Annotated in this window: 10 protein-coding genes; 3 read left to right on the top strand and 7 right to left on the bottom strand. The window is 56.3% G+C overall.

What is annotated here, in order from left to right:
* Position 1: 1 nt before the first annotated feature.
* From rpsA to gyrA, 7 genes are all read right to left on the bottom strand, one after another.
* A complete protein-coding gene (gene rpsA / locus Y017_RS11975; RefSeq protein WP_011589026.1) occupies positions 2 to 1,684 on the bottom strand; it encodes a 30S ribosomal protein S1 in 1,683 nt (560 codons plus the stop codon).
* Positions 1,685 to 1,857: 173 nt separating this feature from the next.
* Positions 1,858 to 2,529, bottom strand: a complete 672-nt coding sequence (gene cmk / locus Y017_RS11970; protein ID WP_011589027.1) for a (d)CMP kinase — start codon at positions 2,527 to 2,529, stop codon at positions 1,858 to 1,860.
* Positions 2,526 to 4,784: a bifunctional prephenate dehydrogenase/3-phosphoshikimate 1-carboxyvinyltransferase gene (locus Y017_RS11965; RefSeq protein ID WP_035461049.1), complete on the bottom strand. Its 2,259-nt coding sequence runs from the start codon at positions 4,782 to 4,784 to the stop codon at positions 2,526 to 2,528. Before Y017_RS11965 ends, cmk begins: the two co-directional genes overlap by 4 nt.
* Positions 4,785 to 4,909: 125 nt before the next feature.
* Complete coding sequence (gene hisC / locus Y017_RS11960; RefSeq protein WP_035461047.1) at positions 4,910 to 6,022, bottom strand: histidinol-phosphate transaminase; 1,113 nt, start codon at positions 6,020 to 6,022, stop codon at positions 4,910 to 4,912.
* Between the two features lie 110 nt (positions 6,023 to 6,132).
* Complete coding sequence (gene pheA, locus Y017_RS11955; RefSeq protein WP_011589030.1) at positions 6,133 to 7,215, bottom strand: prephenate dehydratase; 1,083 nt, start codon at positions 7,213 to 7,215, stop codon at positions 6,133 to 6,135.
* A gap of 178 nt (positions 7,216 to 7,393) precedes the next feature.
* On the bottom strand, positions 7,394 to 8,476 hold the full coding sequence (gene serC, locus Y017_RS11950) for a 3-phosphoserine/phosphohydroxythreonine transaminase (protein ID WP_035461045.1): 1,083 nt from the start codon (positions 8,474 to 8,476) through the stop codon (positions 7,394 to 7,396).
* Between the two features lie 175 nt (positions 8,477 to 8,651).
* On the bottom strand, positions 8,652 to 11,420 hold the full coding sequence (gyrA, locus tag Y017_RS11945) for a DNA gyrase subunit A (RefSeq protein WP_035461043.1): 2,769 nt from the start codon (positions 11,418 to 11,420) through the stop codon (positions 8,652 to 8,654).
* 380 nt (positions 11,421 to 11,800) lie between these two features.
* Between gyrA and Y017_RS11940 the strand changes: the two genes are divergently transcribed.
* The 3 genes from Y017_RS11940 to Y017_RS11930 are packed head-to-tail and all read left to right on the top strand — an operon-like array spanning position 11,801 to position 14,532.
* Positions 11,801 to 13,132: a TRZ/ATZ family hydrolase gene (locus Y017_RS11940; protein ID WP_035461041.1), complete on the top strand. Its 1,332-nt coding sequence runs from the start codon at positions 11,801 to 11,803 to the stop codon at positions 13,130 to 13,132.
* Positions 13,125 to 13,844, top strand: coding sequence for a bifunctional 2-polyprenyl-6-hydroxyphenol methylase/3-demethylubiquinol 3-O-methyltransferase UbiG (ubiG, locus tag Y017_RS11935; protein ID WP_035461039.1), 720 nt, complete (start codon positions 13,125 to 13,127; stop codon positions 13,842 to 13,844). The genes Y017_RS11940 and ubiG overlap by 8 nt, the downstream gene beginning before the upstream one ends.
* Before the next feature lie 19 nt (positions 13,845 to 13,863).
* Positions 13,864 to 14,532 carry an HAD-IA family hydrolase gene (locus tag Y017_RS11930; RefSeq protein WP_035461037.1) on the top strand — a complete coding sequence of 223 codons (669 nt, stop codon included), beginning with the start codon at positions 13,864 to 13,866 and terminating at the stop codon, positions 14,530 to 14,532.
* Positions 14,533 to 14,618: the final 86 nt, after the last annotated feature.

Raw genomic sequence — 14,618 nt, 5'->3', positions numbered from 1 at the left:
TTTATGACTCGTTGCTGCTTTCCATTTGCTTCTTGATCAAGTCACCAATGGTCTTCGGAGCGTTGGCGTCTTGCTGCTCCTGATGGCCTTCGATGGCTTCACGCTCATCAGCTTGGTCCTTGGACTTAATGGACAAGCTGAGAACACGGTTCTTACGGTCAACGTTGGTGATCTTGGCTTCCACCTCGTCACCGACCTTAAGCACCTCGGTCGCATCGTTAACGCGGTCGCGGCTGATTTCGCTGGCGCGCAAGGTAGCTTCAACGTTCTCAGCCAGCTCAACAATGGCCGCTTTCGCGTCTACTGCTTTCACTACACCCTTAACGATAGTTCCCTTGTCGTTTGCAGCAACATACTGAGCAAACGGATCATCTGTCAACTGCTTGATACCCAAGGAAATTCTTTCGCGCTCTGCATCAATAGACAGTACCACGGTTTCCAGCTCATCGCCCTTGTTGAAGTTACGCACGGCGTCTTCGCCTTGCTCTTCCCAGGAAATGTCGGATAGGTGCACCAGGCCATCGATGCCACCTTCCAAGCCAATGAAGATGCCGAAGTCGGTGATGGACTTGATTTTGCCGCTAATGCGCTCGCCTTTCTGATACTTCTCTTCGAAGGCATCCCACGGGTTGGACTGACACTGCTTGATGCCCAAGGAGATACGACGACGGTCTTCGTCGATGTCAAGGATCATCACTTCCACTTCGTCGCCAATCTCTACAACCTTGGACGGGTGAATGTTTTTGTTGGTCCAATCCATTTCGGAAACGTGAACCAGGCCTTCCACACCTTCTTCGATTTCAGCAAAGCAGCCGTAATCGGTCAGGTTGGTTACCTTGGCTTTCACGCGGGTGCCTTCTGGGTACTTGCCCACGATATCGTGCCACGGATCTTCGCCCAGCTGCTTGAGACCCAGGGAAACACGCATCTTCTCGCGATCAAACTTGAGAACCTTAACGTCGATTTCCTGACCCACTTCCACGATCTCGCTCGGGTGCTTGATACGCTTCCAAGCCATGTCGGTAATGTGCAGCAGGCCGTCGATACCACCCAGATCTACGAACGCACCGTAGTCGGTCAGGTTCTTCACGATACCTTTGACTTCCATGCCTTCCTGCAGGGATTCCAGCAGTTGCTCGCGCTCTGCGCTGTGCTCTGCTTCCATCACGGCACGACGGGAAACCACTACGTTATTACGCTTAGGATCGAGTTTGATGACCTTGAAGTCCAACTCTTTGCCTTCCAGGTGCGCAACATCGCGAACCGGACGAATATCAACCAGTGAACCGGGCAAGAAAGCGCGGATCGGGCCGATGTCCACAGTGAAGCCACCCTTCACCTTGCCGGAAATCATACCTTTTACGATCTCGTCTTCGTCGAAAGCTTTTTCCAGCTCGCCCCAAACTTCGGCGCGCTTGGCTTTTTCACGGGACAGACGGGTGAAGCCCATACCATCGTCGATGGCGTCTACGGCAACATCTACTTCATCGCCTTCGACAATTTCCAGCTCGCCTGCCTCGTTAAGGAATTCTTCACGGGCAATAATGCCTTCAGATTTCAGGCCTGCGTTAACGGTTACCCAGTCGCTATCGATGGATACAACCGTACCCTTGATAATGGAGCCACGGGCAACGTCCAGGTCCTTTAGGCTTTCTTCAAAGAGATCAGCAAAAGATTCAGTCATGAAATTCACTCAGTTTTCGCACATGCCAACCAGCAGACATGGGTTAGTCAATAGATGAGATCCGCCCTTCCCCAGCTGGCTTACTTTTTCAGGGTTGAGCAGATCGGCCGCTTAACACAGAGTTACCCCACGGGGCGGTCCACCGAAGGGCGCTAACGAAATGTGCGCTACCGTTACACCAGCTGGCGTGCGGCAGCCTCATCAAGAATCCGGTTTACCACTTCATCAACCGTCAGGGTGGTGGAATCGATCACCACGGCATCGTCTGCCGGGCGCAACGGCGCCACCTCCCGGTTCATGTCACGGTCATCCCGGGTGCGGATGTCCTCGACGAGGGTCGCGAGGGTAGCACCAAAGCCCTTTTCCTTCAACTGCTCAAAACGCCGTCTGGCGCGCTCTTCAGCACTGGCAGTCAGGTAAATTTTGAGCGGTGCGGAGGTGAACACCACGGTTCCCATGTCACGGCCATCGGCCACCAGGCCGGGCGATTCCGCAAAAACCCGCTGACGGGCCAATAGAGCGTCTCGCACAGGCTGCAATACCGCCACCTGGCTGGCCAATTCGCCGACACTTTCCTGGCGGATGATATTGGATACATCTTCGCCAGCAAGAATCACCGCAGTATTGCCTTGCTGCTCCACAAACCGTACTGGCAGATCTTGCGCAAGAGCAATTAATGCAGGCTCGTCGTCTAGGGCAACCCCTTGATTTCTTGCATGATAGCCAAGCACACGGTACAGCGCACCGGAATCCAAAAGATGCCACCCCAAGCGGATTGCCACCCGCCGGGCCACCGTGCCTTTGCCGGAGGATACCGGCCCATCAATGGTTAAAATCGGGGTCATTTCACCTCCAGCTTCAGGCCTGCATGGGTCGCCAACTGGGCGAACCCGGGGAAGCTGGTGGCCACGTTGGCACAATCATGAATAGTAATGGGGCCAGTGGCGCGTAGAGCCGCCATGGCAAAGCTCATGGCGATGCGGTGGTCACCATGGGACTGCACCTCCCCACCGCCAAACTCACCACCGGTAATACGAATACCGTCATCAAACACTTGGTGACTCACACCCAACGCAGCAAGGCCATCGGCCATCACCTGAATACGATCGGATTCTTTCACCCGCAGCTCTTCTGCTCCGCGCAAAATGGTGTCGCCCTGAGCGCAGGCCGCGGCGATGAAAATGGCCGGAAATTCATCAATGGCCAAAGGCACCAGCGCCTCGGGGATCTCAATACCCTTAAGCGGAGCAGCATTAACCACCAGGTCGGCCACCGGCTCACCACCTGCATCGCGCTGGTTTTCCAAGCGAATATCCGCGCCCATCAGCTTGAGAATATCGATTACACCGGTCCGGGTAGGGTTGATCCCCACGTGCGGTAGCGTCACTTCACTATTAGCGGCAATGGAAGCGCCCACCAGGAAAAAGGCGGCAGAGGAGATATCCGCGGGCACCTCCAATTTGCCCGCAGTGAGCTTGCCGCCACCGGACAGTGCACTGGTGGCGCCGTCTCGACGCACTTCATAACCAAAACCACCCAGCATGCGTTCAGTGTGATCACGGGTAGGCGCCGGTTCCGTTACTGATGTTTCGCCATCAGCATAGAGCCCGCCCAATAGCACCGCTGATTTCACTTGAGCAGACGCCATGGGCAAGTCGTAATGGAAGCCTTTAAGGGACTGGCCACCACGAATACGCACTGGCGGGCGACCGTCTGTACCAGTGGTAATCTGAGCCCCCATTTCGCGTAATGGCTTGGCTACTCTCTCCATGGGGCGCTTGGACAGGGACGCATCCCCGGTCAACTCCACATCAAAGGACTGCCCCGCCAGCAAGCCGGTAAGTAACCGCATGGAGGTGCCTGAGTTACCCATGTACAAGGCTTTCTCGGGGGCTTTGAGACCATGCAGGCCCACACCATGGATAGTGACCTGGCCGTTATGGGGCCCCTCAATCACTACCCCCATGTCACGGAAAGCTTGCAAGGTGGCAAGCGCATCCTCCCCTTCCAGGAACCCTTCCACCTGAGTAACGCCTTCTGCCAGCGAACCAAGCATGATGGAGCGATGGGACATGGATTTATCGCCCGGCACACGCAGGCGCCCCTGCAATTGACCACCGGGGGCCACCACAAAAGTGGGATTGGTTGTGGCGTGAGTATTGTCTGTCATGGTTGTGTCGTCACCTACACTCTGAACACTATGGGCGCGGGTATAAGAGGTACGCCCGTTCATTGCCAAAAAATGGGCCCGCGCCGTATTGGCCCGGGTCATGATGCCCATCAGGGCATCAGAATCTTCGTTTTCTACTGCCTGACGGAAGCGATCGATGCCATCGCTGAACTGTCCCAGCGCCTGCAGCAAAGCCGCCTTGTTTTCACGAAAAATGTCATGCCACATCACCGGATCGGAGCTGGCAATACGGGTGAAGTCGCGAAAACCGCCGGCAGCATAGCGGAAGATCTCCGTGGAATCTCCCTGCCTGGCCAGCGTATCCACCAGAGAAAACGCCAGCAGATGCGGTAGATGGCTAGTTTCCGCCAACACCTGATCATGATAATCAGGAGCCATTTGCAACACTTCCGCCCCCATGCCCGTCCACAGGGCGCGCACTCTGGCGGTAGCTGCCGGGTCGGTGGCGTCGGTGGGGGTCAGGATCACCCGGTGATCGCGGTACAACTTCGCATCGGCCGCGCTTACGCCGCTTTTTTCCTTGCCTGCAATGGGGTGTCCTGGCACAAAGCGGGCGTAGTGGGCGCCCAGAGCATCGCGGGCCGCATTGACCACGTTGCCTTTCACGCTACCCCCATCGGTGACGATAACTCCGTTCGACAGCCCCGGCTTCAATGCCGACAGCACCGTACCCATGGCGGATACTGGGGTAGAAACAAACACCAGATCGGCGCCGGCCACAGCCTCTGCCAAATCCTGGCTGCCGCTATCGACAATACCCAAAGCAATGCCTTGCTCTAGGGTACGGGCAGAACGAGAGCCCGCCACAATGGAACGCGCCAGGCCATTTTCCCGGGCTGCGGCGGCGAAGGAGCCACCAATCAGGCCAAGGCCAATCACCGCAATACGATTAAACAAAGGCTCAGGCATCACGGCATTCCCGTTTCTCTACAGGAACGCGTTTCGGGGTACCAACCACGTTGTGAGCCGCCATGCCCGGTACGGTTGGCGTCCTGAACGGCGCCTCTACAAGGGACCCCAAAAAAGGTTGGGGCCTATTCATTCGCCATTTCCTTGAGCACATGTTTCAACGCATCAAGGAAGCGCTCATTTTCACGACTGGTACCCACGGTGACGCGAAGGTGGTTGGGCATGCCGTAGCCACCCAAGGGCCGCACAATGACGCCTTGTTTGAGCAAACCTTGATAGATCGGCATGGCTTCTCGCCCACAATCAAAAGCAATAAAGTTGGCCACTGAAGGAATCCGCTCAAGATTCAGTGTCAACAAGCCTTCCGCGATCTGTACCAAACCACTGGTATTTTCACTGCGTGAGTTTTCCAGATGATCTTCGTCAGACAACGCCGCTTGCGCTGCCACCATGGCCGGCGTATTCACGTTGAACGGTTGACGGATACGATTGAGCACATCGGCGATCTGCGGGTTGGATACCCCATAGCCCACACGCAAACCCGCAAGGCCATGAATTTTAGAGAAGGTTCGCGTTACCACCAGGTTTGGGTATTTTTGCAACCGATCGATGCCGTTTGGGTAATGGCTTTCTTCCACGTATTCAAAATACGCTTCATCCAACACCACAATCACACGCTCAGGAATGCGCGATAAAAATTCATCCAGCGCATGGGCGTTGAACCAAGTACCGGTGGGGTTGTTCGGATTCGCAACGAACATTACGCGGGTACGTTCAGTGACGGCGTCAGCCATTGCCGCCAGATCATGGCCATAAAGATTCGAGCAGACCTGTACCGGTTTGGCGCTACAGCCCAGCGTTACCAAAGGATAAATGGCAAAGGCATATTCGGAAAAAATCGCCTCATCACCGGGCTGCAAATAGGCGCGGGCAATCAGCTCCAATATATCGTTGGAACCATTCCCCAGCGTCAGCTGGTTGCTCGCCACACCCAACGTTTCCGATAACGCGGCTTTCAAGGAGAACCCGGCTCCATCAGGATACAGATGCAGATCATCCAGATGGCGCAGCGCATGCAGCGCTTTATGGCTAGGGCCCAGCGGATTTTCATTGCTCGCCAGCTTGACGATATCGGTCACGCCCAGCTCCCGCTCCAGCTCGGCAATGGGCTTGCCGGGCTCATAGGGCTTGAGTTGCTGAACACCGCTGTTGGCGAGTTTGATGTAGTCACAGGTCATTGTTGACTCCTTGAACTGTGGGAGCGGTCGCCCGACCACGAAAGCGCACCCAGGCCAACAATCATGGGCGAACGACGGCTCCCACCGGGATTACGGTGCCAAAGGGCAGGTTACAACACCGCCTTGGGGTACGAACCCAGCAGCTTGATGGTGTTGCCGGCGGCTTCTAGTTTATCCAGCACCGCCTGCAAGGTGTCATCTTCTTTGTGGCCTTCGCAATCCACAAAGAACACATAGCTCCAGTTGGCGGTGCGAGAGGGTCGAGACTCCAGGCGAGTCAGGTTGATGCCCTCATCCCGGAAAGGTGACAAGACCTCATAGAGCAGCCCTGGGCGATTCTTGCCACTGATCATCAGGCTGGTTTTGTCACAGCCTGAGGGCGGAGTGTCTTGACGCCCAATGATGATGAACCGGGTAGTGTTGTCCGGGCGATCTTCGATATTGCGCTGCACCGCAGTAAGCCCATACAGCTCTTCCGCCATTTCCCCAGCGATGGCCAAGGCATTCCACTCGTCTTTCAAGCGGCGCGCAGCCTCTGCGTTAGAGCTAACAGCAATACGCTCCACGCCGGGCATATGGGCGTCCAGCCACTGGCGACACTGGGCTAAAGTTTGCTGGTGGGAATAGACCCGCGTCACCTTATCCTGGCGGGTATGCTCCCCGGCCAGTAGGTGATGATGAATGCGTAACTCCACTTCACCACAGATTTTCAGGCTGGAGGTCATGAAGGTATCCAGGGTGTGATTCACCACCCCTTCGGTGGAGTTTTCCACAGGCACCACACCGTAGTTGGCCGCACCGGACTCCACTTCGCGGAACACTTCATCGATGGCAGCCAGCGGGAGGCTTTCTACCGCATGGCCAAAGTGCTTAAGCGCCGCCTGCTGGGTAAACGTGCCTTCCGGTCCAAGAAACGCGACCTTCATGCGTTGTTCAAGTGCCAAGCATGCGCTCATCACTTCACGGAAAAAACGCGCCATGGTTTCGCCATCCAGCGGCCCCTGATTACGCTCTTTCACCCGGCGCAGCACCTGAGCTTCACGCTCTGGGCGATAGAAAACCGGGTTCGGGTCCGTGGCCGTCTTCACTTCCGCCACCTTATGGGCCAAGGCCGCGCGTTGGTTGAGCAGGTCCTGAAGCTTCTGGTCCAGCTCATCAATTTCGTTACGCAAGTCGTCCAAGGTATTGGTCATATTGACCTCGCAAGCACGCGGCGCCCTTCCCGCAACACGCGAATAAGCGTGGGAGCGTTGATTACGATCTGGCGCCGACCGTTCAAATTCATTGTTTTACCCACCTTCCAAACAATCACTGTGCTTCGCGACGGCACCAACACATCAAGCAGGGCGTGGTGCGTGCTACATGAAGCGCTTAAGCGTTCTTCTTTTCAAACTCTGCCATGAAGTCGATCAGTGCATCCACCGCCGCTTCGGGCACTGCATTGTAGATGCTGGCGCGCATGCCTCCCACGCTACGGTGGCCTTTGAGGTTCAACAGCCCAGCCGCCTGAGCCTGATCCAAAAATGGCTTGTCGAGGCGATCATCTGCCAGAACAAAAGGCACATTCATACGACTGCGGCTGATCACCTCTACCGGATTACTATAAAGGCCGCTGTGATCAATAAAATGGTACAGCTTTTCCGCCTTACGCTGATTGATTTCGCCCATGTTACCCACACCGCCCTGCTTTTTAAGCCAGGAGAACACCAAGCCAGACAAGTACCAAGCAAAGGTCGGCGGTGTGTTGTACATGCTGTCATTGTCCGCATGGGTCTGGTAATTGAGCATGGCCGGAACATTGTTTGCTGCCTTGCCAAGCAAATCCTTACGAATAACCACCAGAGTAAGGCCGGCGGGGCCAATATTCTTCTGCGCGCCAGCGTAGATCAGCCCATATTGATTCACATCTATCGGACGAGAAAGGATAGTGGAGCTCATGTCCGCTACCAGTGGGGTATCCCCCACTTGCGGTACAAAGCTGTATTCCAGACCACCGATCGTTTCATTCGGGCAATAATGCACATAGGCCGGATTATCAGAGAGATTCCAGCTTTCCTGGGGCGGCACCGTGGAGAAGTTAGTGTCTTCGCTGCTGGCAGCCACATTGATGTTGCCGTAGCGCCCAGCTTCCTTGATGGCCTTTTTGGACCACTGTCCGGTGTTGATATAATCCGCCGTTTCCCCATCGCCTAACAAATTCATAGGCACCATGGCGAACTGACTGGACGCCCCGCCCTGCAGAAATAGCACAGCGTAATCATCGCTGATGCCCATCAGGTCGCGTAGGTCTTTTTCGGCTTGCTCGGCAATCTCTACAAAAACGTTATCGCGATGGCTCATTTCCATAATGGAAAGACCCAGACCCCGATAATCCAGCATTTCCTGCTGGGCTTGTTCGAGTACTGCCTGCGGCAATGCCGCCGGACCTGCGCAGAAGTTATAGGCGCGGGACATGCATATTTCTCCGTGACTGAATTAAAAGTACAAAACCGGTTAATCAAAGAAGCCCGGTAACACCGGGCTTGGGTATAACAACAAAGCAGGTTTAAAGCCGCGCAAGAGCCCCTTTCAAGATGCAAACCCTCCTTTGAATGAGAAGATTCGCGCCTCAAATGGTGCTCCTACAGACTCATTCCTCGGCGTCGTCCGAAGCGTCTGATTTCGGCGCTTCTGGGGTTGCTTCACCGTCCAGCACCTCATCGGCTTCGCCGTCCTCTTCTTCGACACCTTCCAGCTCAGGAATAGTAGCCAGACCGCACAATGCCTCGCCATCGGCCAAGCGAATCAAGCGAACACCCTGAGTGTTACGACCAGACGTACTCACCTGATTTACACCGGTACGCACCAAGGTGCCCTGGTTAGAAATCAGCATGATGTCTTCTTCGCCAAACACCTGAGTGGCGCCCACCAGCTCACCGTTTCGCTCGTTGATCACCATGGCAATCACACCTTGGCCGCCACGCCCCTTGGTGGGATAGTCAGTGAGCGGGGTACGCTTGCCATAACCGTGCTCAGAGGCGGTAAGAATCTGGCCATTTTCTTCCGGCACAATCAGGGAAATAACGTCCACCCCTTCGGCCAGCTTGATACCCCGCACACCACGAGCCAGACGGCTCATAACACGCACTTTGGACTGATGGAAACGCACGGCTTTACCGTTGCGGGCAACCAGCATGATGTCTTCGTGGCCTTGAGTAATGGCCACGTTCACCAGATGTTCGCCTTCCTGCAATTTCACCGCAATCAAACCGGAGCTGCGTGGACGGGCAAAGTTGGCCAGGGCGGTCCGCTTAACGATACCGCTGGACGTGGCCATGAAGATAAAGGGTCCAGGAACGGTATCAGTCACCGCCTCGACTTCACCCTCAACCTCAACCTCAACATCACTATCTGTCTCGTCTTCGATTACGTCAGCGGCGTCATCTACATCAACAATGTCTTCTTCGCCACCGGCTTTCTGCTGGCGCACCATGTCGGCATCCAGACGCAAAATAGCGGTAATACGTTCGTCAGCACCCAATGCCGGCAGCAGGTTAACAATTGGTTTGCCACGCGATGCCCGGCCCCCCTGAGGCAACTCAAAGGTACGCAACCAGAACACCTTGCCCGCATTGGTAAACAGCAACAGGGTATCGTGGGTGCCGGCTACCAGCAGGTGCTCCACATAATCCTGATCTTTTAGCTGGCCCGCAGACTTGCCACGACCACCACGCTTCTGAGCACGGTAGGTGTCGATGGGCTGCATTTTGGCATAACCACCGTTGGACAGGGTCACCACCACGGTTTCTTCAGCAATCAGGTCTTCCATGCTGAAGTCCTGACGGGACGCAACGATCTCGGAACGGCGCTCGTCAGCGTATTCTTCACGGACCGCCTGTAGTTCTTCGCGGATCACTTCCATGAGACGCTCGGGGTTACCGAGAATCTTCAGCAGTTCAGCGATCTGCTCCAGCAGCTCCTGATAGTCATTGATCAGTTTTTCCCGTTCCAGACCGGTCAGCTTCTGCAAGCGCAGGTCCAAAATCGCCTGGGCCTGTTCCGGGCTCAGGTGATAAAGGCCATCAACCAGGCCATATTGTTCATCCAGGCCATCCGGGCGCGCCGCGTTTTCACCACCGGCACGCTCCAACATTTGCAGCACGTCACCGGGCTTCCAGCCCTTGTCCAACAGCTTGGCCTTGGCTTCAGCGCCGCTGGGTGAGGCCTTGATCAGCTCGATAACCGGATCAATATTGCTCAGGGCAACCGCCAGGCCTTCCAGCAGGTGAGCCTTTTCGCGGGCTTTACGTAATTCATAAACGGTTCGACGAGTCACCACTTCCCTGCGGTGACGGATAAAGGCATCCAGCAGTTCACGCAGGTTAAGAATCTTCGGCTGGCCATCTACCAAGGCCACAGTATTGATACCGAATACCGACTCCATCTGGGTCTGTTGGTACAGATTATTAAGCACTACCTCGGCATTTTCGCCACGGCGCAGCTCAATCACGATGCGCATACCTTCTTTATCAGACTCGTCGCGCAGTTCAGTGATGCCTTCGATTTTCTTGTCTTTCACCAGCTCGGCGATCTTCTCGATCAGCCGCGCCTTATTCACCTGATAAGGGATCTCAGTGACGATAATGGCTTCTTTACCGCTCTTGTCGGTGGCTTCAATTTCCGCACGAGCGCGCATATAAACGCGGCCCCGACCGGTACGGTAAGCCTGCACGATTCCCGCACGGCCATTAATAATGCCGGCAGTGGGAAAGTCTGGACCCTTGATGTATTCCATCAAGTCATCCGGAGTGAGGCTATCGTCATCAATCAGTGCCAAACAGCCATCCACCACTTCGCCCAGGTTATGGGGCGGAATGTTGGTGGCCATGCCCACAGCAATACCGGAAGAGCCGTTGACCAACAGGTTAGGCACTCGGGTGGGCATCACATCGGGGATACGTTCCGTGCCGTCGTAGTTGTCGACGAAATCCACGGTTTCCTTGTCCAGATCCGCCAGCAGTTCATGGGCGATCTTGGCCATGCGCACTTCGGTGTAACGCATGGCAGCAGCGGAATCACCATCGATGGAACCAAAGTTACCTTGGCCATCCACCAGCATGTAGCGCAGGGAAAAAGGCTGCGCCATCCGCACGATGGTGTCGTATACCGCTGAATCACCGTGGGGGTGGTATTTACCAATCACGTCACCAACCACACGGGCCGATTTCTTGTAGGCCTTATTCCAATCGTTATTCAGCTCGTGCATGGCGAACAGCACGCGGCGATGCACCGGCTTGAGGCCATCGCGCACATCCGGCAACGCCCGCCCAACGATTACGCTCATGGCGTAATCTAGGTATGACTGCTTGAGTTCGTCTTCGATGTTGACCGGGGTAACTTCTCTGGCGAGATCCGTCATAGCGATCCTTACTATCCACAAGGTGTTGGGAAAGCCCCTGCGGCTTCCCCAAGCCGGCCCATTTTCGGGCCGATTTCACGGGGTGCCCATGGCCACCCGTGCAGTCTGTTCTTATAGGCCGAGGTATTTCGGGGGACATTCGCCCTGCCCGACTCCACTGCCATTGCGAATTCCGATCTATAAAGCCCGGAAAAGCCCGGGATGATAGCACAGCTGGAGGGTATCGGCGCCATCTCTGCGTCGAAGCTCGCAAGATGGCGCCCCTTGCCAACATGCAAACAGTTTACCGTCACGCAGTCAGGGCAAGATCCACCGCGACACGCTATACTGCGGCGCACAATTCGGGGGTTACTGCCCCCAGTTCGAGCAAGGAGTTATGCATGAGCGACAATCAGGCTGACCTGATCGTCCACGCCCGCTGGATTGCCCCTGTGGCCCCGCAGGAAGCGGTGCTGGAGAACCATGCCGTGGTGGTCAAAGACGGTCGCATTGCCGACCTGCTCCCCAGCGCCCTGGCTAACGTAAAGTGGCAAAGCGAAGAGCAACAGCACCTGGGTGATCACCTGCTAATCCCAGGCTTGGTCAATGCCCATACCCACGCGGCCATGAACTTGCTACGCGGCATCGCCGATGACCTGCCGCTAATGACTTGGCTGGAAAAACATATCTGGCCCGCCGAAGGCCGCTTTGTCAGTGAAACCTTTGTCTACGACGGTACCCGGCTCGCCGCAGCAGAAATGATCCGTTCCGGCACCACTTGCTTTGCCGATATGTATTTCTTCCCCGCCCATGCCGCCCGCGCCACGGTTGAAGCCGGCCTGCGCGCCAGCCTGTTCTGCCCGCTGCTGGACTTCCCCACCCCTATGGGCTCCGGGCCGGAGGAGTATTTGCGCTTGGCCACCGACGCCATGGATGAATGGCAACATGAGCCGCGCATCCAGATCGGCTTTGGCCCCCATGCCCCCTATACGGTGTCCGATGGACCTCTGCAGAAAGTACTCACCCTCGCCGAAGAGTTGGACGTACCAATAATGATGCACGTGCACGAAACAGCCGGGGAGATCCAGATGGAGGTGCGCAACACTGGCGAGCGCCCCCTGACCCGGCTGCATAATCTGGGCTTGCTATCACCGCGCCTGCTGGCCGTTCACATGACCCAACTCACCGATGAAGAAATCGCTTTGGTGGCACAAACCGGCACCCACGTTGTGCATTGCCCGGAATCCAACCTGAAACTGGCCAGTGGCTTCGCGCCGGTTGAGAAACTACGCAAAGCCAATATTAACGTAGCGCTAGGCACCGACGGGGCCGCCAGCAATAATGATCTGGACATGCTGGGTGAAGCCCGCACCGCCGCTTTTTTAACCAAGGGCGTTAGCCTGCAGGCGGATGCGCAACCGGCCATGGAAACACTCAAAATGGCCACTCTGAATGGCGCCAAAGCATTGGGTCGAGATAACGAAATCGGCTCGTTGGAAATCGGTAAGCAGGCGGATATGGTGGCTGTGGATTTGAACCGACTGGAGACCCAGCCGGTCTATGACCCAGTGGCCCAGTTGATTTACGCTGCCACCCGCGACCAGATCACCCACACGTGGGTGGGCGGGCGCTGCCTGATGGATAACCGCCAGCTAACCACACTCAACGAAGCCCTGATCCTCAAGAATGCCCAGCAGTGGCAAGAAAAAATCGCCGGAGCCGACCGTGACTGAACAGCAAACCCACACCCCGAACGTAGACGCCGGCGAAATCGCCAAGTTCAACGCCCTGGCTGAGCAGTGGTGGGACCCCAATTCCCAATTCCGCCCGCTGCACGACATTAATCCGTTGCGCCTGAACTATATCGACGAGCGCGTCAGCCTGCCGGGCAAAAAAGTCATTGATATCGGCTGCGGTGGCGGCCTGCTTTCCGAAGGCATGGCCCGACGCGGCGCAGAAGTAACCGGCATCGACATGGGCGAAGCCCCGCTGGCGGTCGCCCGCATTCACGCAGAACACGCCGGCGTAGCGGTGGAATACCTGCAAACCCCGGCGGAACAGATCGCCGAACAGCGCGCCGGCCAGTATGACGTGGTCACCTGCCTGGAAATGCTCGAACACGTACCGGATCCTTCCTCGGTGATTCGCGCCTGCGCCACCCTGGTGAAACCCGGCGGGCAAGTCTTTTTCAGCACCATCAACCGCAATCCCAAGGCGTTCATGTTTGCCATTGTCGGCGCGGAATATGTGCTGCGCCTGCTACCGCGCGGCACCCACGAATACGCCAAACTGATTAAACCCTCCGAGCTGGCTGGCTGGGCCCGCGATGCGGGGCTGGATGTACAAGACACCGCCGGGATGGTTTATAACCCGCTCACCCAGGTTTACAAACTGAATCGGGATGTATCGGTGAATTACTTGATGCACGCCCGCAAGGGCGACTGATTGCCTGCGGGAGCCAATAATGGAACGCCTTGAAGCCGTTTATTTCGATTTGGATGGCACCCTTATCGATACCGCCCCGGACTTTTATACGGCACTCAATACATTGCTGGAAAAGCATAGTCGCCCCACAGTGAGCTACTCTGCGGTGCGCGCTAATGTATCCAATGGCGCGCGCGCGCTCACCGAACTCGGTTTTGGTGTTGGCCCCGACGATGCAAGCTTTGCTCTGTTGCTGAACGAACTGCTCAATGCCTACGAACAGCATCTGGCCGTGGATACGGTATTGTTCCCAGGCTTGGAGGACGTGCTCGACTGGCTGGACGCTCAGCAACTGCCCTGGGGTATCGTCACCAACAAACCCGACCGCTTTACCGGCCCCGTACTGGAAGGGCTCAAGCTGCACCAACGCGTTGGCCCGGTGATTTGCCCGGAGCACGTCAAGCAACGCAAACCCGACCCGGAAGGCCTATTGATTGCCGCCAACGCCGACCAGGTAAAACCCGCACATTGCCTGTATGTGGGCGATCACCTGCGCGACATTCAAGCTGGCAAGAATGCGGGCATGGCCACCGCCGTTGCCGCTTTTGGTTACATCGATGCAGACGACGACCCTCGTGGCTGGCAGGCAGATTATTACCTGGAAGACGGCAGCGACCTGCTGCCGCTTTTGCAGAAACTCTATACATAAAACGCGGACTAAACTAATCATAGGGCAGCACTAGAACGGCAATTAAGGCAGATGCCCGCTCCACCTTACGGTTAGTTACAGCACCT

This window comes from Alcanivorax sp. 97CO-5, assembly GCF_000524665.1.
In the GTDB taxonomy this organism is placed as follows: domain Bacteria; phylum Pseudomonadota; class Gammaproteobacteria; order Pseudomonadales; family Alcanivoracaceae; genus Alcanivorax; species Alcanivorax borkumensis.
Note: the sequence above shows the minus strand (reverse complement) of the source record. Positions and strands in the feature narration are given on the sequence as shown.

What these genes read in the sequence shown, in the direction of transcription:
- gyrA (WP_035461043.1), bottom strand. Translation starts at nt 11,420, where the DNA reads ATGACGGATCTCGCCAGAGAAGTTACCCCGGTCAACATCGAAGACGAA.
- Y017_RS11965 (WP_035461049.1), bottom strand. Translation starts at nt 4,784, where the DNA reads ATGCCTGAGCCTTTGTTTAATCGTATTGCGGTGATTGGCCTTGGCCTG.
- cmk (WP_011589027.1), bottom strand. Translation starts at nt 2,529, where the DNA reads ATGACCCCGATTTTAACCATTGATGGGCCGGTATCCTCCGGCAAAGGC.
- rpsA (WP_011589026.1), bottom strand. Translation starts at nt 1,684, where the DNA reads ATGACTGAATCTTTTGCTGATCTCTTTGAAGAAAGCCTAAAGGACCTG.
- hisC (WP_035461047.1), bottom strand. Translation starts at nt 6,022, where the DNA reads ATGACCTGTGACTACATCAAACTCGCCAACAGCGGTGTTCAGCAACTC.
- serC (WP_035461045.1), bottom strand. Translation starts at nt 8,476, where the DNA reads ATGTCCCGCGCCTATAACTTCTGCGCAGGTCCGGCGGCATTGCCGCAG.
- Y017_RS11930 (WP_035461037.1), top strand. Translation starts at nt 13,864, where the DNA reads ATGGAACGCCTTGAAGCCGTTTATTTCGATTTGGATGGCACCCTTATC.
- Y017_RS11940 (WP_035461041.1), top strand. Translation starts at nt 11,801, where the DNA reads ATGAGCGACAATCAGGCTGACCTGATCGTCCACGCCCGCTGGATTGCC.
- pheA (WP_011589030.1), bottom strand. Translation starts at nt 7,215, where the DNA reads ATGACCAATACCTTGGACGACTTGCGTAACGAAATTGATGAGCTGGAC.